This window comes from Syntrophales bacterium (assembly GCA_023229765.1).
Taxonomy (GTDB): Bacteria; Desulfobacterota; Syntrophia; order Syntrophales; family UBA5619; genus DYTH01.
This window is the reverse complement of the sequence record JALNYO010000011.1, coordinates 17,564-39,792: the sequence shown is the minus strand read 5'-3', so window position 1 is coordinate 39,792 and position 22,229 is coordinate 17,564. Positions and strand designations below refer to the sequence as shown.

The following is a 22,229-nucleotide window of genomic DNA, read 5'->3' as shown; positions in this document are numbered from 1 at the left end:
AATAAGAAGGAAAAGACTATGGAAGACAAGAAAAAAAGAAAAGAAATTCTAATCTTGAATGTTATGAAAAACGCGAAAGACCCGCTCAGCAGTTCCCGGGTTGCCGAGGAACTGGCATCTCTCGGCCATGAGATCAGCGAAAGGACGGTGCGTCTCTATTTGCAGAAGATGGTTGCTGAGGGCCTGGCCGACAGTAACGGCAAAAGGGGGCACGCCATCACCGTTCGCGGTATGGAAGAACTCCAATCCTTTCGGATTATCGAGCGTGTCGGATTTTTGTCCTCCAAGATCGACCAATTGACGTACCGGATGGATTTCAATCTGAACACTGCCGCCGGATCCGTTCTGATCAATGTAACCGTGGTGGAGCCAGGCCTGCTGGCCAAAAATATACCTATGATCTCAAAAGTTTACGAAAACGGTTATGCCATGGGACAGCTTCTGACGTTTTTGGGCCCCGGCGAAAGCTGTGGGTACATCAAAATCCCCGAAGGAATGATCGGGATAGGAACCGTCTGTTCCATTACCCTCAATGGAGTTATGCTGAAGCACGGCATTCCGGTCACATCGCGATTCGGCGGTCTCCTGGAAATGGTGGACAAAAAACCGGCCCGCTTTGTTGAAATCATCATGTACGATGGAACAAGCATCGATCCTCTGGAGATTTTCATCAGAAGCGGCATGACAAATTACCTTGATGTTGTGCAGACGGGAAACGGCAGGATTGGGGCCAGCTTCCGGGAGTTCCCCGCGGAAAGCCTCGAAGCGGTGGAGCAGCTTACGGAGAAGCTGGGAAGGATCGGACTCGGGGGGCTGGTAAAAATTGGCAAGCCCGGTCAAGCTGTTCTTGACATTCCCGTAGCGGAGGGCCGCATCGGGGCAATCATTATCGGGGGGCTGAATCCCGTGTCTATTCTCGAAGAAACCGGGGTTCGCGCCTATTCAAGGGCGATGGCAGGCCTTATCGATTTCAACCGGCTCTTCAGGTACGAAGAGATGGAAAGCCGCATCAGGGATTACCTAAAATAAAGGAGGAAAAGATATGATAAAGGCAAAGGATATAATGACAGAGCGGGTAATTACCGTTTATCCCGATACTGAAATAACCAAGGCCGCCGCCCTGCTTCTGGAAAAACACATTAATGGCCTGCCCGTCATCGATAGAGAGGGGTTCCTGAAGGGAATCATCTGTCAATCGGATTTGATGGTTCAGCAGGGGAAGATCCCTCTTCCCTCCTTCTTTGTTCTCCTCGGGGGAACAATACCGATAAGTTCCCCGAAGCAGATTGAAAAAGAGGTGCAGAAGATGGCGGCAGTAACTGTATCCGAGGCCATGACTGCCGATCCGGTAACGGTCGATACGGAAACGAGCCTGGAAGAAATTGCCACCTTGATGGTAAAAAACAACATTCACACGCTGCCGGTTCTGGAAAATGGTTTTCTGGTGGGCGTCATCGGCAAGGAGGATATCATTCGCACTCTTATCCCTGACAGCGGCAAATAGAAGACAATTTAAGATAAGCGTCTCAGAGCAGATAAATGCGCAAAAGATGGAATATTAGAGATAAGGCGCTGAAAGGATGCTTGCATCATGGAAACTAAAACCGTGTCGAGCGGTTTGCCCGCCCTCGACCAGGTAGTTCAGGGACTAAGGCTTGGCGACAACGTTGTCTGGCGGGTTGAGAACATTGATGATTACACTCATTTTACCGAGCCGTTTGCCCGACAGGCGATAGCGGAGGGGCGGCGGTGCATTTATCTGCGCTTTGCTCCGCACCCGCCGGTACTGCCGGATATCGAGGGTCTGCGGACGATTACGGTCGATCCCCAGCGCGGGTTTGACTTTTTCAGCAGCGCCGTCCACAAGATCATCGCGAAGGCGGGAAGGGAGGCATTCTATGTTTTCGACAACCTGTCGGCACTGGTCGTAGAATGGGCGACCGACGAACTCGTTGCCAACTTTTTCCAGGTTACTTGCCCTTTTCTGTTTGAACTTGATACGGTTGCCTACTTCGCCCTTACCCGCGGCCGTCACGGCAGCAGTGCCGTTGCCCGTATCAGGGACACCACACAGCTGCTGCTCGACGTTTACAGTGTTGACGGGAGGATGTATTTCCACCCGCTCAAGGTCTGGGAACGCCAGTCCCCCCATATGTTTCTCCCTCATGAGATGGTGGGCAAAATATGGACGCCGATCTTCGTAAGCGGCGATGCGGCGGCTGTAGCGACCGTTGCCGACAGAAAGCCATTTCATCTGCGCGACCGGTCAATCGCTCCGTGGGAAAGCGTCTATCGCCGTCTTTTGCAGTACCATGAGTCAGATGCCGATTTCGATGAAAATGAGCCGGAAGTATCCGCTCTCAAACAGGAGTTTGCACGGATGATGATAGGAACCCATCCCGAGTTTAACCGCCTGGTGGACTCCTACATAACCCTCGACGATCTCTTCGCCATCCGGGAACGTCTCATTGGCTCGGGGCGGATCGGGGGAAAAGCCGCCGGCATGCTCCTGGCACGTCGCATCATCGTTTCGGACCCGACTGAAGTCGACTTTACAAAGATACTTGAAGAGCACGACTCTTTCTATATCGGATCGGACGTATTTTTTACCTTTCTGGTAAACAATGATCTGTTCCGCCTTCGTCTCGACCTATCACGCTCGGCTCATATTTCTCCCGAGGAATTTGCCGGGACGGAGAAGCGGTTTCTCGACGGTCGTTTTCCGTCGGAGATTATGGAGCAGTTTCGGGACATGATCGCCTATTTTGGTCAGGCGCCGATAATTGTCCGTTCCAGCTCTCTGCTTGAGGATAGTTTCGGAAACGCGTTTGCCGGGAAATACCGCAGCGAGTACTGTGCCAACCAGGGGACGCCCGAGGAACGACTGGATGCTTTCGTGAGAGCTGTAAAGCTGGTTTACGCCAGCGCCCTTAATCCGAACGCCCTTGCCTATCGCCGTGCTCGCGGGCTTGGCGAAAGCGACGAGCAGATGGCGATTCTCGTGCAGCGTGTTTCCGGGGCGCCTTATCGCCAGAGCTTTTTCCCGAGTCTTGCCGGTGTTGCTTTTTCGCGGAATCTCTATGCCTGGACGGACCGCATAGATGCCAAACAGGGGATGGTTCGCCTTGTTTTCGGCCTGGGAACGCGGGCGGTGGACCGTGTCGGCGACGACTATCCCCGGATCGTTGCGGTTAGCCATCCCAATCTGCGCCCTGAAACAGGCGCGCAGATCGCCAAGTATTCACAGGGGCATGTTGATCTGATCGATTTGCAACGAAACGAACTGACGAGTCAATCCGTCGAGGAGCTTTTATCTGACCGGGACTATCCAAGCCTGCATCTTTTTGTTTCCCTGATGAAGGACGGATATCCGGCAGACCCTTGGACCGGCCGTCTCGAAACGACTAAGGAGCCGCTTGTACTCACCTTTAACCATCTATTGCAGCAGACCGATTTTATCCGAATCATCCGTTCGATGCTTACCCTTCTCGAAAAGGCTTACGGACAACCGATAGACACGGAGTTTACCGCAGCGGTGAATGTCGAAGGGATGATCCGGATCAATCTGCTGCAATGCCGGCCGATGGTTCTGCCCGGGGATTCAGTCCCAATTAAACTGCCCGCAGCGCTTGCCCCCGAATTAGTTTTTTTCCGGTCAAACCGGACGATAAGCGGCGGCGCTACGCCTCCGCTTCGCTATATCCTGTTTATAGATCCGGCCCGGTACGCGTCTGCTTCGCTGGAACTGAAGAAAACAATCGGCCGTCTGGTCGGGAAGATCAATGAACACCCCTCCGTAAAAACCGGGGGCATCATCATGATAGGACCGGGGCGGTGGGGAAGCAGCAATATCGATCTGGGAGTCAATGTAACCTATGCCGACATCAATAATACCAAGGTGCTGGTGGAAATGGCGTGGGAGGAAACGGGACAGCTCCCGGATGTTTCCTTCGGGACTCACTTCTTTTTGGACCTTGTAGAAGCGAACATTATCTATATGCCGGTTTACCCAAGTTATCCGGAGGCTTCCTTCAATAGGCAACTCTTCGCCGACCTTCCGAATGCCCTGACCGAGCTTATTCCCGAAACGAATCGCTATCTTGAAATAGTCAGCGTTTTTGATTTGCCGGCTGCCACCGGCGGCATGAGCGCCAAGGTTGTTGCCGATCCGCACAGCCGTATGGCGGTCTGTTATCTTGAATGAAACGTTTGCCCCGCCTTTCAACCTCAAAGCGGTTGGACGATGCGTTTATCGACGCTAAAGGAGCTGTCCCGCTTTTTCTTCGCCAGGTTCTTCATCTCGGAAGCGGCGCCTGTCACCTGTCCGAAGTGAGTAAAGCTCCGTCCTGCCGTATCGGTAACGCCGATAGCAAGGCTGATGAACGGAAAAGACATCAAGACGCCCCGGCGATCTACCGACTCGATGCCGTTATTTTCCCTGTCCTGGGGGTCATAAAAGGTGAGAATTATATTATCAAAGGCTTTGATAACATCGCGGCAAGCCTCCTGGATAAGACTTTTTTCCATAATAAAAACAAAATCATCCCCGCCGATATGTCCCACGAAGCTTCCCGCCGGCTGTTTGCTTTTGACGATATTGAGAATGAGGCGCCCGGTTATTTTGAGCACCTCGTCGCCCCGGGAAAAGCCATACCTGTCGTTGAACGGCTTGAATTCCGAAAGATCAGCGTACGCAAAGGCAAAGCCCTCTCCTTTGTCCAAACGCCTTTGTATCTGTCGGTTGATGGAGATATTTCCCGGAAGCCGGGTCAGCGGATTGACTTCAACAACGCGGGTGTAACGGGTCACTGCCAAATTGACCCGCAAGAGCAGATCCCGCCCGAGATCGTCCTTCCTTAGATAATCCTCAACGAGGAGACTTTCCCACGCCTCGGCAAGAGGTTCCTCCCTGAAGACGGCAATAACCGGTATCTGGCTGAACAGTGGATCTTCCTTCACGTTGCTGAGCCTCTGCACAGTCGCTTCATCCCCGCTGACGATCTCCACGATCACTATGTCGGGGATCTCATTGAAGATGAAATCAAGTGCGGAAGCCATTCTGTTGAAGGCAAGGACATGGAAAAAGGGTGCAAGAATGCGCTCGGCAATAGTTCTAAAGGCAAATTCATCGGAAACGATTAGTACCGTCTTCATAGCTACAGGGTAAATCCTTCCGCTTCATCTTGAGATTTTTCCAGAGTATTCAACAGTTCCGAGATATCATCCCCGGTAAGGGCGAGGAGCTCAAAGGCGGCCGGATGGACTGCCGCGGCGAACTGGTCGCCGGCAAAGCCGAATCCGCGAGCCCTGATCAAGACATCCGCAAAATGGACAATGGCCGTTTCCAGCGGGGCGATTTGGGCGAGCTGAGGGGTGTGGTGGAAGCCGATCACTTCGACGAGTTTGGGCGGAAAGCGCCATTTTTGGGAAAGCCACATGCCGACCGCCGCATGGGTTTCCCGAAAAACCGCTATTTCCGCCTCGCTTACGGAAACGCGCCTATCCGCTGCATCTTTCATCACTCCTTCATATGCCTGCTGAAACTCCATGATCAGAATGACCTTGCCGATGTCGTGGATGAGAGCGGCTATTGCCACCTCTTCCGGATCGCTTATCCCCTTTTTCTCAGCGATAGTCCGGGCGATAACGGCGCAGCCGAGGGAATGTTCCCACAGGCCGTCCATTAATTTCTGCATGATGTCAAAAACCGAAATCCCCAGCAGCATTCCCTTAATCACGTTGAGTCCCAGCAGCATAACCGCGTGCGAAACAGAGGAAATGCGTCCCGGGAAGCCGTAAATGGCCGAATTTACCATCCTCAACACCCGGGCGGTCAGAGCCGGGTCCGCGGAGATGAAGTGGCCAATCTCATCCAGGGTAACGTGCGGTTTTTCAAGGATTTGTGAAATTCTTTTCAGTGAACCCGGCACCGTCGGCAGCGCTACGATGTTCTCTATTCGCGTTCTTTGCTTGGTAATATCGATTATTTCCAAAATACCTTAACCCTTCATGCATATAGTTTCTCGATATGGATCCGTACCATATTTTTTAATGTTTCCATATAGGGCTCTTTCAGAACTGCTTCAAATCGTGCATCGAGAGCGGCGAGGGCCTCAGAGATGGGCATAAGCGGCTCGGCGGCGCCTACCCACACGCCGTCAATCCTCATTGTTGCAAGACGATCTATCCACTTTTCGTTAAGTTCTGTCCCCTCGGTGAGCAAAATCATCCCGTTGCTTCCCTGTATCGGTTTTGTTAAAATCATGCCAGGCGTTATCTTGTCGGTAGAAATTTTTGGCATAAGCCTCCTTTTTTCAGTTGGCGCTGTAAAAACTTTTTAACGTTCGACACATAAGATATTGTTTAAAAATAATCAATATTTTTCCCACAGCGGCATCTGCTTTTGCAAGGAGGTTGAGCGGTGAATGCCGCGGCGCCGGGGAAGAGTCGGGGGAAGCGTTTATTTAATGCAATATTCATGAATCTGTCATAATATTGCAACAAAGCGCAGCTATAATACCCGCGCTAATAAAAAGCGCACTTTACAAGAGGCGCCGTCAGGAGAAAAGCGGGGCGTATAATGAACAGAAAGCTTAAAGAGATCATCATCAAAAATGTTTTTGCCTTTTTTGCAATGCTTTCGCTTTTGATGCTGGCGCTGATTGTCTATTTCCTCTTTCGGGAAGGACTCCCGCTCTTCCATCTGACGTCCTTGCAGGATTTTCTGTTTGGCCCCCTCTGGTATCCGACCGATGAGCCGCCGGCGTACGGGATCTGGCCCCTGATCGTGGGTTCGGTTATTGTTACATTTTTTTCGTGCCTGCTGGCCGTTCCGTTCGGGATTCTTTCCGCGATTTACATAGCGGAAATGGCCCCGCGGCAAATCAAGGAGGCGCTTAAAGCCGTTATCGAACTGCTGGCCGGTCTCCCCTCTGTGGTTCTCGGTTTTTTCGGGATGGTTATCCTGGCGCCGTGGATGCAGCAGACGTTTGATCTGCCGACGGGGCTCAATATTGTGAATGCCTCGCTGATGCTCGCGTTGATGGCGATCCCGACGATCTCCAGCATTTCCGAAGACGCCCTCCATGCGGTTCCGCGCGATTTCAAGGAGGCAGCCTACGCCCTCGGGGCAACAAAATATGAGACGATCACAAGGGTGGTTGTTCCGTCGGCGCTTTCCGGAATCTCCACGGCGGTGATCCTGGGAATGGGGCGGGCGATCGGGGAGACGATGGTGGTCTTGATGGTCGCCGGAGGCGCTGCGGCGCTGCCGAGAAGCATTTTCGATTCCGTGCGGCCGATGCCGGCGAGCATCGCCGCGGAGATGGGAGAGGCGCCTTTCCAAAGCGGCCACTATCATGCCCTTTTCGCTACCGGGATTGTGCTTTTTGTCGTCACCCTTGTTTTTAACCTGATTGCCGATCATATCTCGAACCGCTTTAAGGAAGAGGGGTCGGGCACGTTGTGAACAGTGAGAATCCGCAGGAAGTAAAAGTGAGGCGTACCGTTCATAAAGCGCGATATCTGCGGCAGGCCCTTTTTTTTGGCCTCGTGCGGCTCGCGGCTTTTACTATAACGCTGGCGCTTCTGGGGATCCTTGCCTTTCTGTTTGTCAATGGTTTTCGGGCGATCTCCTGGGATTTTCTGACGCTGCCCCCCACCGATTCGATGACGAAAGGCGGGATCATGCCGGCGCTCGTGGGCACCTTGTATCTGACCTTCGGGGCAATTGCCGTCGCCCTGCCGCTGGGAGTCGTATCTGCCATTTACCTGATTGAATATGCCAAACAGGGCGCCTTTATCCGGATCATCCGGATCGGCGTCAATTGTCTGGCCGGGGTGCCGTCCGTTGTTTTCGGGCTCTTCGGCCTCGGTTTTTTTGTCGTCTTTCTCCATTTCGGCTCCAGCATCCTCGCAGGCTCCCTGACCCTCGGCATCCTGATTCTGCCGACCATTATCGGGGCGTCGGAGGAGGCGCTGAAAGCGGTCCCCCAGACCTTCCGGGAGGCATCACTGGCCCTGGGGGTCTCCAAATGGCGAACTATTGCGAGGATTGTCCTGCCGTCCGCGGTTCCCGGCATTCTGACCGGGTCAATTCTCGGCGTCGGCCGCGCGGCCGGGGAAACGGCGCCGATTATGTTTACGGCGGCGGCCTTTTATACCGCGGCGCTGCCGAAATCCATTTTTGACGAGGTGATGGCGCTGCCGTATCATATCTACGTGCTGGCAACCGCCGGCGCCAACATAGAACAGACCAGGCCGCTGCAGTACGGGACGGCGCTGGTGCTGATTGCACTGGTTCTGGGAATAGATCTTGTGGCGATCGTCATCCGCAGCGTTATTCGCAGAAAGAAAAGGTGGTAAGCTTGGAAGAAAAGCTGATTGTCAAGGCAAAAAACGTTGATTTTTTCTACGGATCCTTCAAGGCGCTGTCGGATATCACGATAGATTTTGAAAGGAACAAGGTGACTGCCCTGATCGGGCCTTCCGGCTGCGGGAAGTCAACCCTGCTTCGGCTTTTCAACCGGATGAACGACCTGATCGACGGAACCCGTGTCGAAGGGGAAATCCTGTTCGAGGGGAAAAACATCTACGCCCCGGAGGTTGATCCGGTACAGATCCGCCAGCAGATCGGCATGGTTTTTCAGAAGCCGAACCCCTTTCCGAAGTCTATTTTTGACAACATCGCCTTCGCGCCGAAACTGGCGGGAATAACGGATAGGGATTCAATAGAAACCCTCGTGGAGGAAAGCCTGAAACAGGCCGTTTTATGGGACGAGGTTAAGGACATCCTGGGGAAGTCGGCGATGACCCTCTCCGGCGGCCAGCAGCAGCGTCTCTGCATCGCCCGGGCGCTCGCGATGAAGCCGGAGGTGTTGTTGATGGACGAGCCGACGTCGGCGCTGGACCCGATCTCGACCGCCAAGATCGAGGAGCTGATCGATGAACTGAAGGAACACTACACGATCATCATCGTTACCCACAATATGCAGCAGGCGGCCCGAGTTTCGGAATTTACCGGTTTCTTTTACATAGGCAAACTGATAGAATTCGGCAAAACTGAAAAGATATTCACCACCCCGGATGTGAAGCAGACGGAAGACTACATTACCGGGCGTTTTGGATAGAGCGAGAGCTTTGAAAATCTATACCCTTTTGTCATTCCCGCGCAGGCGGGAATCTATAAGTTCCAGAAAAGACCATATTCCCGTTTTCACGGGAATGACAATTAACAACATTTCGGGAGAAATTCAAAGCTCTCAGAGCAGGAAAAAGATCGGAGAAAAAATGGAAGAGACGCGGCATACCAGCCGGGAATATGAACGGGAGTTGCAGGCAATTCGGGACGGACTGCTGTACCTCGGCGCAAAAACGGAAAAGGCGCTGGAGTTGGCGATCAAGGCGCTCCTGGAGCGAGATACGGCCGTAGCGCGGGAGATTATCAAAGGCGATGACCAGATCGACCGCCTTGATATCGAACTGGAGGAGCGGTGCATCCGCATTCTTGCCCTGCGACAGCCGACAGCGCGCGACCTGCGCTTTATTACGACGGCGATCAAGATCACCGGCCATCTGGAGCGGATCGGCGATATGGTGGTCAACATCGCCGAGAAGGCGATTATTCTTAATGATTTCCCTCAGCTTAAGCCGTACGTCGATCTGCCCCGGATGGGGGAAATAAGCCGGGAGATGATAAGAAACAGCCTCGACGCGATGGTGCGGCAGGACGTTGAGCTGGCGAGGAGCGTCCGGGCGGAGGATGCGGTTATCGACAACCTCAACGAACAGATCTTTCGGGAACTGGTGACTTACATGCTTGCCGATCCCGGCAACATCAAGGTCAGTCTCTATATCATGCAAATCTCGAAAACCCTCGAACGGATCGCCGATCATGCCGAGGGGATTGCGGATATGGTAATTTACATGATAACGGGAAAAATCATCCGCCACGAACCGTCTCCCAGTGGGGAAAAATGAAGAGTCATCTCTCCAGTAAGTTTCTGATTTCGTTTCTTATCGTTGGAATAGGGGTGTTCGCCACCGCCAGCATCTGGCTGCAAAGCGAACTCAAAAAGGAGCTGCTTGTCCGGTTCGAGGAAGAGCTGACGGCGGAGGCGGGCATCATCGCCGCCATGCCGGTTGCGGAGATCATGGCAAACGCTGAAAAGCTCTCCCGCCTGGCGCGCGCGCGTCTGACCCTGATCGACGCCGCGGGAAAAGTTCTTGTCGATACGCTGTCGTCCCCCCGGGAAATGGAGAGCCACCTGAACCGTTCCGAGATTCAGGAGGCCCGCTTGAGGGGCAAGGGAGAAGCCTCCCGTTACAGCAGCACCCTCAAAGAGAAGATGTTCTATGTTGCTGTTCCGCTTGCTTCGGGAACCCCCGGCTATGTGCGTCTGGCCCGTCCGGTGACCGAAGTGGCCCTCCTTGCCGACGCAAAGGGGCGGATGTTTCTGGGGATCCTGCTCGCGATTATTATCATATACCTTCTGACTTCCGCATATCTTACCGTCCGACTGCTTTCCCCGATCCGGAGATTGATCCTCTTTACCGGCCGCGTTCGCACCGGCGATTTTTCCGGTTCGCTGCTGGTGAAAGCGCCGGATGAAATTGGAGAACTTGCCGGAAACATTAAAGAGATGGTGGAATATCTGCGAGAGAGGATCAAGCGGGCCGAAGAGGCGCGGCACAAGCTCGAAGCGGTATTTGCAGGGATGGAAGAAGGGGTCATGCTGCTCGATGCCGAAGGCAGGATCGAATCGCTGAACCGCAGCATGGAGATGATGATCACCCGGCCGCAGGAAGAGGCGATCGGTAAAACGCTGATAGAGGTCTTGCGCAATGCCGGGCTTCATGATGCGTTGAAGCGCTTTCGGGAAACTGGGGAGAGCGTCTGCGAGGAGATCGCCATTGGCGATGAACATCCGGTCGTGATGAGTGTAACGATTGCGGCGATGAACAGCGAAACGGGCGGAGAGCAAAAAATGCTCCTCGCGTTTCATGACGTAACCCGTCTCAAGGGTCTCGAACGGATTCGCACCGACTTTGTCGCGAATGTAACCCACGAAATACGCACCCCGCTTACGGCAATCATCGGGTTTGCGGAGACGCTCCGGCAGGGGGCGCTGGAAAATCGGGAAATGGCCGGTAGATTCATAGACACGATCAGGGAAAACGCCGAGCGTCTTAACCGTCTGGTGGATGACCTTACGACCCTCTCCGTTCTCGAACTGGGGGAAGCGCGTCTGCAGCGCGAAGGGTTGTCCCTGGCAGAGGCGGTTGAAAAGGCGCTGCTTGTTACTGGGGGGAGGGCCGAGCAAAAGGGCTTGGCAATGCGGAGGGATATTCCGCAAGACCTTCCTTTGATATTTGCCGATCGGGACCGGCTGACGCAGATACTCATCAACATAATAGATAACGCGCTAAAATTTACCCCGGAGGGCGGGATTATTTCCCTGACGGCGCTGCCGGAGGGCGATGATTTTCTGGCGCTGAACGTCGCCGATACCGGCCCGGGGATTCCGGAAGCGGAGCTTCCCCGACTGGGCGAGCGTTTTTACCGGGCGGACAAGACGCGCTCCCGAAAACTGGGCGGCACCGGGCTTGGGTTGTCGATCGTCAAGCATCTGATGAAGGCCCACGGCGGCCGGATGAACATACAGAGCGCTCTGGGCAAAGGGACGACGGTTTCGCTTTCTTTCCCGGTTTTCAGAAAAACGGAGGCAACCATTCAGCATAACAATGAATAATGCTGTCATCCCCGGGTGCTTCTATCGGGATTGTGAATAATGCTGTCATCCCCGAGTGCTTCTATCGGGGATATATGATTTTCGAAGTTTTTAAGGCTGGCTTATGAACATTAAACTCCGCTTTCCCGATTACCCCTTCGGGAATGACAATCTTTTTTAGTGCTGAATAGTTACAAACGGAGAAACGCTCATGACTAAAAAGCAAATCGTTGTTGCCGATGATGAGCAGGACATTGTGGAGCTGGTTTCCTTCAATCTGGAACAGGAAGGATTTTCCGTCATAAAAGCCGGAAACGGGCGCAAAGCGCTGGAGCTGATCAGGGCGAAAAAGCCGGATCTGGTTATTCTCGATTTGATGATGCCGGAAATGAATGGGATGGATGTCTGCCGGGTGGTGCGCGGAAACGCCGAAACGGCGGATATCCCCATAATCATGCTGACGGCGAAAGCGGACCCGCTCGACAAGATACTGGGGCTCGAGATCGGCGCCGATGACTACATCACCAAGCCGTTTCATGTCCGGGAAATGATCGCGCGGGTGCGCTCCGTCTTGCGGCGGTCCGAACGGAAAGCGCAGCTTGATGTTGCTAAAGCGGATGACGACCAGCGGGAACTGCTTGCCTGCGGGGGAATCCAGATGGATTTAGGGTCGTACAGGGTGACTCTTGACGGCAAACCGGTCGAACTCAGTTCCCGGGAGTTCAAACTCCTGCATTTTTTTATCTTCCACCCCGGCCGTGTTTACAGCCGCGACCAGTTGCTCGACCGCGTCTGGGGCGATGAAGCGTTTGTCGAACCCCGCACCGTTGATGTTCACATAAGCCGTCTGCGCAGCGTAATTGAACCGGATAAGGAAAATCCCCGCTACATCCTGACCGTGCGCGGCATCGGGTACAAGTTTGCCGAATCTTAATCGGGTTCAGAGTCGAATTTCATAAAGCTATTTTTATTGGCGAAAAAGTGATAGGTAATGGCTGTCTGCATGATGTATATGAGCTTATCCGGCAGGTTGCGCCGGCTGTAGTTCACAGCAAGAAAGAGAGTGTTCAGAAATTAAGGAGGTCAATTAATGACAAACCCGGAAATACTTTTGAGGCAGGTTCCGCTGTTTCGGGCGCTGCGCGCCGAGGATACCGGGCGTCTGGCGGCACTTCTCCGGAGGCAGACGCTCCATAAGGGGGAAGTCCTCTGCCGCAAGGAGGAAGAGGGAAACACCCTGTATATGATCATCTCCGGAAAGGTAAAGATTGTGCGCCAGTCGATAGATGGAGACGAGGTCATCCTGGCTGTTCTTGCCGCCGGTGATTTCTGCGGCGAGATGGCCTTGCTCGATGGCCTGCCGCGTTCCGCCGACGCTATCGCCGCCGAGGATACTTCCCTCTACTTTCTGACCAGAGAGGATTTTTTCTCCTGTGTTGCCAATAACGAGAGAGCTGTAAAAACAATACTTTCGACACTCTCGAAGCGCCTGCGCAAGGCGGACGATTTCCTCGAAGATATCTTTTTCCTGAATGTTTCCTCCCGGCTTGTGAAGAAGCTATTGGAAATTGTCGGCAATAACGGCTCTCAGGAAGTAGAGGGCGGCGTTATTCGGCTGAACATCACTCAGACGACCATCGCGGGGATGATCGGAGCGTCCCGGGAAAGCGTCAACAAAGAGCTGCGCAACCTCCGCGAGCAGGGGCTGATCGAAATAGCCGAAAAAAAGATCATGATTCTCGACGTCAACAAATTGCGTAAGAAGTTATTATAAAATGACCTTTCCTGATTGACGAGGCAGCAAGAATTGCCGGCAGGTCTTTAAATTTTTTCACGCAATCTTCATTCTGACGTCATCATCCTGTAATACAATAAAGCTATATTCGCCCCAACTTAAATAATATAGGAGGAAAATTATGAAAATGTTCATAAAGCAGTTGGCGGTTGCGGCGGCGATTCTGACGGCGAGCGCCGGGGCGGCGTTTGCGGAAAAAATTGTGATAAAGGGTTCCACTACGGTGCTTCCGATCGCCCAGACGACGCTCGAGGCGTTCATGAAAAAAAATCCGGGGAGCAGCATCTCTCTTTCCGGGGGCGGTTCCGGGGAGGGAATCAAGGCGCTGATCGACAAAACGGCGGATATCGCCACCATGTCCCGCGAGGTAAAAAAGAAGGAGATTGATCTGGGACGGGCGAAAGGGATCGAGGCTTATCAGAACATTGTTGCCATCGACGCGATTGTTCCGGTCGTAAACCCAAAGAACAAGGTTGGCAACCTTAGCACTGACCAGCTTAGCCAGATTTATCAGGGAAAGATCACCAACTGGAAAGAGGTCGGCGGCGATGATCTTGCAATTGTCGTTGTTTCCCGCGACAGCAGCTCCGGGACTTTCGAGACCTGGGCCGAACTCGTGCTGAAGAAGGCGAGGGTTTCCCCCCGCGCCCAGCTTCAGGCTTCGAACGGCGCCATTGTCCAGGCCATCTCCAAAAACAAATACGCGATCGGCTATATCGGTTTGGGCTATATAGACAAATCGGTGAAGGCGCTGAAGGTAAACGGCATAGAGGCGTCCGCGAAGACTGCAATATCCAAGGAGTATCCGGTTGCCCGCGCCCTTTACATGTACACAAGCGGTAAGCCCCAGGGTGAAACGGCCTCATACATCAACTTCGTCCGCAGCGCCGAAGGACAGAAACTTGTGCAAAAGATTGGGTTCGTGCCTCTGTCGGTAAAAAAATAAAGAAAAACGTTTACCAGTCATTAAGAGGAAAAGGGCAGGTTCCAACGGACCGGCCCTTTTTTGCGTTAAAATCGAGGGACGACAATCTCTGGATTTTGGACAAAACCATTGGCGTTGAGATTTTTTACGAACCCTTTCGCAAATAGATGTTTTTATGATATGAGGCCCGTCAATGATATCCAGAGAAAGGGATTGCAGATATGACGGAGACAGCTCAAAATAGCGCTTCCCAGCAGATTGACATTAATCCTGACGTTCCTGAAACCCACTACCCGAAAGTGGCAGCCGAGCTGAATATTCAGCAAAGCCAGGTGGCGGCCACCGCTAAACTGCTTGCAGAAGGGGCAACGGTTCCGTTTATTGCCCGTTACCGCAAGGAGGCGACTGGCGCCCTCGACGAGGTGCAGATTGCCGACATCCGCGACCGGCTCGAACAGCTTGCCGAACTGGAGAAAAGACGCGGGGCAGTTCTCAAGTCGCTGGCCGAGCGGGAACTCCTGACCGACGATCTGTCAGCCCGCATTGCCGCGGCGGAAACCCTCTCCGTCCTTGAGGATATCTACCTGCCGTTTCGTCCCAAAAGGCGGACGCGGGCGATGGTCGCCCGGGAAAAGGGGCTGGCGCCGCTCGCCGAACTTATCTTTGCCCAGGGTGATTGCGACCCGCTTGCGGAAGCGGCGCCCTATGTTGATCCGGGAAAAGGGGTCACAACTGGGGAAGAGGCCCTGGCGGGGGCGCGGGACATCATCGCCGAGATGGTTAATGAAGACGAAAAGGCGCGGGCGCGGATACGGGCGTATTTTACGGAGAAAGCCGTTTTCCAGTCACGGGTCATCGGGGGCAAGGAGACAGAAGGGAACCGTTACCGGGACTATTTCGACTGGGAGGAGTCGGCGGCGAAGGCGCCGTCGCACCGGATTCTTGCGATGCGGCGCGGGGAAAAGGAGGGGTTTTTGACGATGCGCGTCACCCCGCCGGAGGCGGAGGCGATTGCGCTGCTTGTTGCCATGTTTGTGACCGGGGCGGGGGCCGCGTCCGAGCAGGTGCGTCTGGCGGTTGAAGACAGCTACCGTCGCCTTTTGGCGAATGCTATGGAAACAGAGCTTCGCACCGTCACCAAAAAACGGGCGGATGCGGAGGCAATCCGTGTTTTTGCCGATAATCTTCGTCAGCTTCTGCTTGCCCCGCCGCTCGGCCAAAAGCGGATGCTGGCGATCGATCCCGGCTTTCGCACCGGCTGTAAGGTCGTCTGCCTCGACGCCCAGGGGAAGCTGCTGCATCACGACGTCATCTTGCCCCACCTCTCGGAAAACATGCGAAAAGTTTCCAGCGAGACGGTGCAATCCCTTTGCCGGCGCTTCCGCATCGAGGCGATTGCCATCGGCAACGGCACGGCGGGCCGGGAAACGGAGACATTCCTGCGGGAGCTGAACCTGCCCGACACGATTCAAATTTTTATGGTGAATGAAAGCGGCGCCTCCGTCTATTCCGCCTCCAAAATCGCCCGGGAGGAATTCCCCAACGAGGATGTTACGGTGCGGGGAGCGGTTTCGATCGGGCGCAGACTGGCCGATCCGCTTGCGGAACTGGTGAAGATCGACGCGAAGGCGATCGGGGTGGGCCAGTATCAGCATGACGTCGATCAGGCGGAGCTCAAAAGGAGCCTCGACGATACCGTGATGAGCTGCGTCAACGCCGTCGGGGTGGAATTGAATACGGCCTCCGCCGCCTTGTTGGGCTATGTGTCGGGGCTGGGCCCGGCGCTCGCGGCAAATATCGTTGCCTGGCGCGACGAACACGGCCCTTTTTCCTTCCGGCAGTCCCTGCTGGATGTTCCTCGGCTCGGCGCGAAGGCCTTTGTCCAGGCGGCCGGATTTTTGAGGATTCGCGACGGCGAAAACCCGCTTGATGCCAGCGCCGTCCATCCGGAAAGCTATTCCGTTGTCGAAAAAATGGCGGCCGATCTGGACTGCGCGGTGAGCGATTTGATGCGCGACGAAGCGCTGCGGCAAAAAATAGATGTAAATCTGTATGTTTCCGACGATATCGGCCTCCCGACATTGAACGACATCATGCTGGAACTCGCGAAACCGGGCCGCGATCCCCGCACTAAACGCGAAGAGTTTCATTTTGCCGAGGGGATCGAGAAGATGGAAAACCTTGTGCCGGGGATGAAGCTGCCTGGGATCGTGACGAATCTTACCGCCTTCGGCGCGTTTGTCGATATCGGCGTTCATCAGGACGGTCTGATTCACACCAGCCAGCTTGCCGACCGGTTTGTAAAAGATCCGTCAACGGTGTTGAAAGTAGGCCAGATGCTTGAGGTTGCCGTCCTTGCGGTCGATCTGGAGCGCAAACGCATTTCGCTGACCCTGAAGAAAAATCCCGAAGCCGCCGCGAAAAATCGGCCTGAGCGAAAAAAACCGGATGCCGCCGTTTCCGGAAAGCCGTCCGGGCGAAATACGAAGGAGGGCGCTAACGCGGGGGACGCGGCGCGGCGCAAAGACGGCGATGCTGCTCTTACGGGGAAACCCTTCGTGCGCAAGGGAAAGGAAGCCGATAACGCAGGAGGGACGCCCCGGCAAAAAACGGAAAATAACGAAAGAAGAGACGAGCAGAAGTCCCGTCCGCACTTTGCCCACGATAAAAATGGCGATAAAAAACCGCCGCGGGAAAAACGGGAGGAAAAGGTACCGTTCAATAATCCGTTTGCGGCGATTTTTGGCAAAAAAGGATGATATGTCCCTTCTTGATTCCAGCATACGCCCTTCTACAATAGAAGATATGGATTATTATCAATTTTTTGCTCTTCATGGTGTGAAAAATCATCTTGCCGTCGGATATTCTATCCGGTCAGCATGTTTTTTCACCCCCCTGGCTAACGCAAAGATCACCGGCGCGAGGAACGAGCGTCGGGTGAATTGTAAGGCTATTGCCCGTCCTTCCATCGGCTCAAATTGGAAGCCACGGAGAAGATCTCTGGCTATGTTGAAGTCTTTATCTTCTGAACTGGGCAATCTGGCGCGATATTGCCAGAAGCTTTCCATTTTCATCCCAGATTTCACCATCTTCTTCAATAATGTCGCAGGTCATGTAGTGTGAGCGGAAGATCGCTTTGATCCACGGTGTATCCGGGAGATCTCTGACGCTGACCGAGTATTCGATGGTAGGAACCCATGCCACCACACCTTGGCTGGCGAGAATGGGCGGCGGAAATGAATCGGCTGTCAAAAGAAGCGACAGGGCATCACAGGGCCTGTCATCCTTAAATTTTATCCAGCCCTTCTGCTCAGATATTGGCGATAAATTCCCTTTGAGCCATCCGGCGCACGAAGGCGTCAGCAGAACATCCATGTGTTCGAACAGCGTAAATTCCGGAATTAGCGGTAAACAGACGCACTCTTCCCGCACGGGCATTAACGGGGCTTCTTTTTCATACCTGTTGGCACTCTTGTCACAGTTGACTTCATCCATAAACGTCGCCCAGCAGCGGGTTATTTCAATGCCATTTTGAGTCAGGCTGGCCTGATATCGGTTCAACTGTTTCCCCGCAGAAATTGCCTCCACCGTTACTCCGGACTTCTGCCCCGCCTCGCATTTAGTGAGAAAGTTGGCGGTGACAATTACCGGCCATTTTTTATCACTTTGTTTTTGCATGGCCGAGGCCAGAAAGGCCATCAGATAGCCGCCATTGGGATTTCCATTGATAGACCAGTTTCGGCTGACAATCCCTTCATAAGCGCATTTTTCGCTATTTTCCATAACAAGATCACGGTCAAAAATATACACAATAGCTCCTATCCTTCTTCGCTTCGTAAGAAGTCGAAAAACATCAATTTGTCATTGTGAGCAAAGCGCGGCAATCAGGCCGGCCTCTTCTCATCCACGCAATAAATCCCCTGGCCGGTCAGCCCCGGGCCGAAGCAGCGGTTGCACGAGATGCACGCGGCTCTTGCAAAGTTCCCGGATTTCCAGCGGTTTATCAGGTCCGGCTCGCGAATAAGCGGGCGGCAGAGCGAGACGCAATCGGCGATGCCTTCGGCAACCAGCCTTTCGGCGACCCCGAACGAGCGGGTTCCGCCGATGAGGATCAGGGGAACGGAGATATTTGCCTTGAAAGCCTTCGCCTCCCCTTGGAAGTATGCCTCCTTTTCCTCCGCATTGATCCCCATTCTGCTGGGGCTGAGCTTTCCGCCGTTCAGAAAACCGCCGCTCAGTTCGATTGCATCGATTCCTTCCTTGACAAGCAGGGAGGCGACCGCCAGCGAATCTTCGAGGATAAGGCCATCTTCGATGAAATCACGGCAGTTCATCTTGACCAGCACCGGGTAGTCGGGGCCGACGGACAACCGGATCGCGCGGAGCGCTTCGACAAGAAAACGGGCGCGATTTTCAATACTTCCCCCGTATTCATCGGTACGCCGGTTAAAAGCTGGCGAGAGGAACTGACTCAGCAGATAGCCGTGGGCGGCATGGATCTGCACCCCGTCGAAACCGGCGGCTTTTGCCCTTCCGGCCGCTGCGGCAAAGACGCCGACCAATTCCCGGATATCCGGAATGGTCATTTCGCGGCGGGGCGATTTGGCCATTTCGGGAAGGAGGGAGGGGGCGAGGGGCGCCTCTCCCGTCAGCTTTTTCATCGCAAAGAAGCCTCCGTGGGCCAATTGCAGAACTATCCGGCCGTTGTTTTCATGAACCGCTGCCGCCAGTCTGGTCAAACCGGGCAGCAGTTCGTCCCGGTCAACGCCGAGCTGCCACGGCCCGCTCTGGCCGTTTTTATGGATAAACGCATAGCCGGTGATGATCAGACCAACGCCTCCCCGGGCCAGGGCAACCAAACGGTCGATCAGGGCCGGTGTGACGCTGCCATCCTTTTCCGCCAATCCTTCCCAGGTCGCGGAGCGGACAAAGCGATTTTCAATGATCATCTTATTTATGCCTATTTTTTCAAATATTTTTGACATTTTCTTCTCCCTTTAAGAGATTGCTTCGCTTTGCTCGCAATGACAGATGATGCGTTTTTCAAGTGCTCAATTACGTGATGTTATAGCGGGCATACATAACTGCCGGTTTTTTTATTCTGGGAACGATACGAAAAATTGAATCTTGTGTCAACGGGTTTTACGTTTTCGGAGGATTACTTTTCGGTAATTATTTCATCTGAAAATTCGTGCATAAATTGCTGATTTATAATTGTTTCTTTTTCAGGGGGCCGCCACGTCCGGGGTGGTCGCCGAAAGCCCCAAAACCTTTATCTCGTGCCTGCCGGAGCAGGCGCAAGGGTTTTATAAATATCGCCGATGATTTTTCGGGAAAGTCTCTCCATGGCGCGGCTGATTGCCCTGGCATAGCCTTCCGGCGTCTGGTTCGCCGGCAGTTCTTCCTCCTGATATTTTTTCTGAAACAGAATTCTCCTGGTCGCCTCCCGCTGCGTTATATCCTTGAGCGTAATTTCCAGTTTGATAACAGCGGCATTGCCGGTTTTATCCATCCGGAGGAAAAACTCCTGAATTCCCCCCTGCAGGACATAACGGCCTTCATCCAGCGCGTATCGTGAAAACACGGCGCGGAAAAGACCGCTTTCCTGCAAGTCGCGCAACAGGTTGTCTGTTACCATGTCGGCCGGGTTCACCGCCCACCTGTTATAATTCAAGGAATCAAACTTGACGTTGTCACTGCGGAAAATCATCGCCTCGCTGTTGTACGCATTGGCAATGGCGAAGCGATCCACCCTGAACGTATCTTCAATCCGGGGGAGTTTTTCAAAGACAGGCGCAGGATAAGCGATCAGATACCGGTCTATCGGCAACGGCGGCTTGCCGGCGCCGACGCATCCGGCAATGTACAGGGAGGCCAAAAGCAGGAAACATCCCCGGAAAAAGCGAAGCTTAGTGTTCATAAAGCAAAGCTTCGTGTTCATAATATGGGGCCGGCGTTTGCGAAACGGCAAGTATTGCTCCATTGCATCTCCTCCTTTATTCCAGCGGTTTTCGCGGCGGCGCCGGGCGGCTGAAAATCAGTTCCGATGGGTTGTTTTTCAGACTCTCCGCGAGGTTCTTCAAGGATTCGGAGGCGGTCCGCAGGTTTTCCGCCGAATCCTGCAGTTTCAGGGCGACCGACCTGGAACTTTTATCGAGCGCCTCGATCACCTCCCCCGCTTTTGCCGCCTGCCGGGGAAGCTGCATTGCCTCGATCTCCTGCCGGGCACTTATAATCAGCCCACGCGTCTCGGCAAGGGTGGCGGAGATTTCCTGCCGGGTGCTTTTGATCAGAACGTGTGTCTCAGCAAGGGTGGCGGCGATATCCTTCCGGACGCTCTCCGTCTCGAATGTGTCAATTTTTTCTTTTATCCCGGCTGCGGAGCGGTCAAGGTTGAGGGAGGCGGATTCCAGATTGGCGATTATTCTGGTCAGACGCCTGTCTGTCATGAAAACCTCAAGGGAGCGGGCGGAATTCTTTATTTGCTCAGATACACCTTTAAAGTCAATGGCTTTGACGTTTTTCAGGATGGTGTTGGCATCGGACAGCAAGCGACTGGTTTCGGAACGGCGCGACGGAATGACGGGATAGTTGGAACTGAAGGGAACATCCCGGAAGTCAACCACGATATCCGGACTGATCCGATCCAGTTCAATAAAGACGATGCCGGTAATGCCCGCCGTCCGCAACTGGGCATAGGTGTTTTTCTGTAAATCGCTGGATAAATCAATCTTCATGACGACTTCGATCAGCTTGTTGTCGGGTGCGACTTTTATGCTTTCCACCTTGCCGATTTCCACACCCCGGTATTTGACGGTCGAATCCACCTGCAGCCCTTGCACCGATTCGTCAAAATAGACATTATAAAGCGCACCCTTCAGGAATATATCCGACGCGCCGAGCCAGATGATGGCAATTGCGCCGAGCAATAAACCGCTCAAAACGAAAAGCCCGGTGATGAATTTTGTTTTGTTACTGGCCATAAGAACCTTCCTGAATCGCCGCTTCCGAGGCCCGTCTCCAAAAGAAATTACGGACCCGGGGGTCTGTTGAGTGAGCTTTCATTTCGGCAGGGCTTCCCTCCGCGATGATGCCTCCCGCCGCCTTGCTCAGCATGATGATGCGGTGGGAAATTTTGAAGATGGATTCCAATTCGTGGGTGACGATAACCATTGTCGTACCCAGCGCTTCATTGGTTTTAATAATCAAATCATCGAGTTCGGCAGCGGTAACCGGGTCCAGGCCCGCCGACAGTTCGTCAAAAAAGAGCACGGTCGGATCCAGCGCCATGGCCCTGGCAATGCCGGCGCGTTTTTTCATCCCGCCCGAGAGTTCCGCCGGATAATGGTTTTCGTAGCCTGCCAGATTTACCATCCCCAGCTTCATTCGGACCAACTGGTCAATGGTCGCCGAATCAAGTTCGGTGTATTCCCTGAGAGGAAGGGCGATGTTTTCGCTGATTGTCATTGAGCTGAACAGGGCGGAAGACTGGAAAAGGACGCCTATATTGCGCCGGTAGAGATTTAATTCCTTTTCATCCGCGCCCCTGATGTCGGCGCCTCGAAAAAGAATCCTTCCCGAAGCGGGCCTGTGCAGTCCGATCATTATTTTCAGCAGCGTGGATTTGCCGCAACCGCTTTCTCCTGCAATAATAAGCACTTCACCGTGTTTTATCTGAAAGCCGATGTCGGAAAAGACGACGTTGTCGCCGAACCGGGCGGTCAGATTTTCCACCGTAATTATTGAGCTGTTTTCCGTAGAGAGCAAGGCGGCTCCTTCC

General features: G+C 53.7%; 20 protein-coding genes. 12 read left to right on the top strand and 8 right to left on the bottom strand.

The window, feature by feature from the left end; all coding sequences use genetic code 11:
* Positions 1-18: 18 nt before the first annotated feature.
* The 3 genes from M0P74_07955 to M0P74_07945 all read left to right on the top strand — a co-directional run bounded on the left by M0P74_07955 (position 19) and on the right by M0P74_07945 (position 4,204).
* Positions 19-1,029: an NrpR regulatory domain-containing protein gene (locus M0P74_07955; GenBank protein MCK9363517.1), complete on the top strand. Its 1,011-nt coding sequence runs from the start codon at positions 19-21 to the stop codon at positions 1,027-1,029.
* Between the two features lie 13 nt (positions 1,030-1,042).
* A complete protein-coding gene (locus M0P74_07950) occupies positions 1,043-1,504 on the top strand; it encodes a CBS domain-containing protein (GenBank protein ID MCK9363516.1) in 462 nt (153 codons plus the stop codon).
* 87 nt (positions 1,505-1,591) lie between these two features.
* The gene (locus tag M0P74_07945) at positions 1,592-4,204 is read left to right on the top strand and encodes a PEP/pyruvate-binding domain-containing protein (GenBank protein MCK9363515.1); all 2,613 of its coding nucleotides are present in this window, start codon (positions 1,592-1,594) and stop codon (positions 4,202-4,204) included.
* Positions 4,205-4,227: 23 nt separating this feature from the next.
* On the opposite strand, the gene M0P74_07940 is transcribed toward M0P74_07945, so the two are convergent.
* The 3 genes from M0P74_07940 to M0P74_07930 are packed head-to-tail and all read right to left on the bottom strand — an operon-like array spanning position 4,228 to position 6,301.
* Complete coding sequence (locus tag M0P74_07940; protein MCK9363514.1) at positions 4,228-5,154, bottom strand: diguanylate cyclase; 927 nt, start codon at positions 5,152-5,154, stop codon at positions 4,228-4,230.
* Positions 5,155-5,156: 2 nt separating this feature from the next.
* Positions 5,157-5,993: an HDOD domain-containing protein gene (locus M0P74_07935; protein ID MCK9363513.1), complete on the bottom strand. Its 837-nt coding sequence runs from the start codon at positions 5,991-5,993 to the stop codon at positions 5,157-5,159.
* A gap of 14 nt (positions 5,994-6,007) precedes the next feature.
* Complete coding sequence (locus tag M0P74_07930) at positions 6,008-6,301, bottom strand: hypothetical protein (protein ID MCK9363512.1); 294 nt, start codon at positions 6,299-6,301, stop codon at positions 6,008-6,010.
* A gap of 279 nt (positions 6,302-6,580) precedes the next feature.
* Here M0P74_07930 and pstC point away from each other — a divergent pair, with 279 nt between their 5' ends.
* The 9 genes from pstC to M0P74_07885 all read left to right on the top strand — a co-directional run bounded on the left by pstC (position 6,581) and on the right by M0P74_07885 (position 17,208).
* A complete protein-coding gene (gene pstC / locus M0P74_07925; GenBank protein MCK9363511.1) occupies positions 6,581-7,468 on the top strand; it encodes a phosphate ABC transporter permease subunit PstC in 888 nt (295 codons plus the stop codon).
* On the top strand, positions 7,465-8,364 hold the full coding sequence (pstA, locus tag M0P74_07920) for a phosphate ABC transporter permease PstA (GenBank protein ID MCK9363510.1): 900 nt from the start codon (positions 7,465-7,467) through the stop codon (positions 8,362-8,364). Before pstC ends, pstA begins: the two co-directional genes overlap by 4 nt.
* A 2-nt stretch (positions 8,365-8,366) precedes the next feature.
* Positions 8,367-9,128: a phosphate ABC transporter ATP-binding protein PstB gene (gene pstB / locus M0P74_07915; protein MCK9363509.1), complete on the top strand. Its 762-nt coding sequence runs from the start codon at positions 8,367-8,369 to the stop codon at positions 9,126-9,128.
* A gap of 160 nt (positions 9,129-9,288) precedes the next feature.
* Positions 9,289-9,978: a phosphate signaling complex protein PhoU gene (phoU, locus tag M0P74_07910; GenBank protein ID MCK9363508.1), complete on the top strand. Its 690-nt coding sequence runs from the start codon at positions 9,289-9,291 to the stop codon at positions 9,976-9,978.
* Positions 9,975-11,750: an ATP-binding protein gene (locus M0P74_07905; GenBank protein ID MCK9363507.1), complete on the top strand. Its 1,776-nt coding sequence runs from the start codon at positions 9,975-9,977 to the stop codon at positions 11,748-11,750. The genes phoU and M0P74_07905 overlap by 4 nt, the downstream gene beginning before the upstream one ends.
* A 190-nt stretch (positions 11,751-11,940) precedes the next feature.
* On the top strand, positions 11,941-12,663 hold the full coding sequence (locus M0P74_07900) for a winged helix-turn-helix domain-containing protein (protein ID MCK9363506.1): 723 nt from the start codon (positions 11,941-11,943) through the stop codon (positions 12,661-12,663).
* Positions 12,664-12,819: 156 nt separating this feature from the next.
* Positions 12,820-13,503 (top strand): Crp/Fnr family transcriptional regulator, encoded by a 684-nt coding sequence (locus tag M0P74_07895; GenBank protein ID MCK9363505.1) that lies wholly within the window; start codon positions 12,820-12,822, stop codon positions 13,501-13,503.
* 142 nt (positions 13,504-13,645) lie between these two features.
* On the top strand, positions 13,646-14,470 hold the full coding sequence (locus tag M0P74_07890; protein ID MCK9363504.1) for a phosphate ABC transporter substrate-binding protein: 825 nt from the start codon (positions 13,646-13,648) through the stop codon (positions 14,468-14,470).
* A 200-nt stretch (positions 14,471-14,670) separates the two neighbouring features.
* Complete coding sequence (locus tag M0P74_07885) at positions 14,671-17,208, top strand: RNA-binding transcriptional accessory protein (protein MCK9363503.1); 2,538 nt, start codon at positions 14,671-14,673, stop codon at positions 17,206-17,208.
* 259 nt (positions 17,209-17,467) lie between these two features.
* Here the strand turns inward: M0P74_07885 and M0P74_07880 are convergent, their stop codons facing one another.
* The 5 genes from M0P74_07880 to M0P74_07860 form a co-directional block, all read right to left on the bottom strand.
* Entirely contained in the window at positions 17,468-18,259 is a 792-nt protein-coding gene (locus tag M0P74_07880; GenBank protein MCK9363502.1) for a thioesterase family protein, read from the bottom strand.
* A 74-nt stretch (positions 18,260-18,333) separates the two neighbouring features.
* Complete coding sequence (locus tag M0P74_07875; GenBank protein ID MCK9363501.1) at positions 18,334-19,434, bottom strand: NADH:flavin oxidoreductase; 1,101 nt, start codon at positions 19,432-19,434, stop codon at positions 18,334-18,336.
* A 287-nt stretch (positions 19,435-19,721) separates the two neighbouring features.
* Positions 19,722-20,432, bottom strand: coding sequence for a PqiC family protein (locus tag M0P74_07870; protein MCK9363500.1), 711 nt, complete (start codon positions 20,430-20,432; stop codon positions 19,722-19,724).
* Between the two features lie 13 nt (positions 20,433-20,445).
* On the bottom strand, positions 20,446-21,432 hold the full coding sequence (locus M0P74_07865) for an MlaD family protein (protein MCK9363499.1): 987 nt from the start codon (positions 21,430-21,432) through the stop codon (positions 20,446-20,448).
* Entirely contained in the window at positions 21,422-22,216 is a 795-nt protein-coding gene (locus tag M0P74_07860) for an ATP-binding cassette domain-containing protein (protein MCK9363498.1), read from the bottom strand. Before M0P74_07860 ends, M0P74_07865 begins: the two co-directional genes overlap by 11 nt.
* Positions 22,217-22,229 lie beyond the last annotated feature (13 nt).

Coding starts and splice junctions, on each gene's coding strand:
- M0P74_07955 (MCK9363517.1), top strand. CDS start 19: ATGGAAGACAAGAAAAAAAGAAAAGAAATTCTAATCTTGAATGTTATG.
- M0P74_07950 (MCK9363516.1), top strand. CDS start 1,043: ATGATAAAGGCAAAGGATATAATGACAGAGCGGGTAATTACCGTTTAT.
- M0P74_07945 (MCK9363515.1), top strand. CDS start 1,592: ATGGAAACTAAAACCGTGTCGAGCGGTTTGCCCGCCCTCGACCAGGTA.
- M0P74_07940 (MCK9363514.1), bottom strand. CDS start 5,154: ATGAAGACGGTACTAATCGTTTCCGATGAATTTGCCTTTAGAACTATT.
- M0P74_07930 (MCK9363512.1), bottom strand. CDS start 6,301: ATGCCAAAAATTTCTACCGACAAGATAACGCCTGGCATGATTTTAACA.
- pstC (MCK9363511.1), top strand. CDS start 6,581: ATGAACAGAAAGCTTAAAGAGATCATCATCAAAAATGTTTTTGCCTTT.
- phoU (MCK9363508.1), top strand. CDS start 9,289: ATGGAAGAGACGCGGCATACCAGCCGGGAATATGAACGGGAGTTGCAG.
- M0P74_07905 (MCK9363507.1), top strand. CDS start 9,975: ATGAAGAGTCATCTCTCCAGTAAGTTTCTGATTTCGTTTCTTATCGTT.
- M0P74_07900 (MCK9363506.1), top strand. CDS start 11,941: ATGACTAAAAAGCAAATCGTTGTTGCCGATGATGAGCAGGACATTGTG.
- M0P74_07895 (MCK9363505.1), top strand. CDS start 12,820: ATGACAAACCCGGAAATACTTTTGAGGCAGGTTCCGCTGTTTCGGGCG.
- M0P74_07890 (MCK9363504.1), top strand. CDS start 13,646: ATGAAAATGTTCATAAAGCAGTTGGCGGTTGCGGCGGCGATTCTGACG.
- M0P74_07885 (MCK9363503.1), top strand. CDS start 14,671: ATGACGGAGACAGCTCAAAATAGCGCTTCCCAGCAGATTGACATTAAT.
- M0P74_07875 (MCK9363501.1), bottom strand. CDS start 19,434: ATGTCAAAAATATTTGAAAAAATAGGCATAAATAAGATGATCATTGAA.
- M0P74_07870 (MCK9363500.1), bottom strand. CDS start 20,432: ATGGAGCAATACTTGCCGTTTCGCAAACGCCGGCCCCATATTATGAAC.
- M0P74_07865 (MCK9363499.1), bottom strand. CDS start 21,432: ATGGCCAGTAACAAAACAAAATTCATCACCGGGCTTTTCGTTTTGAGC.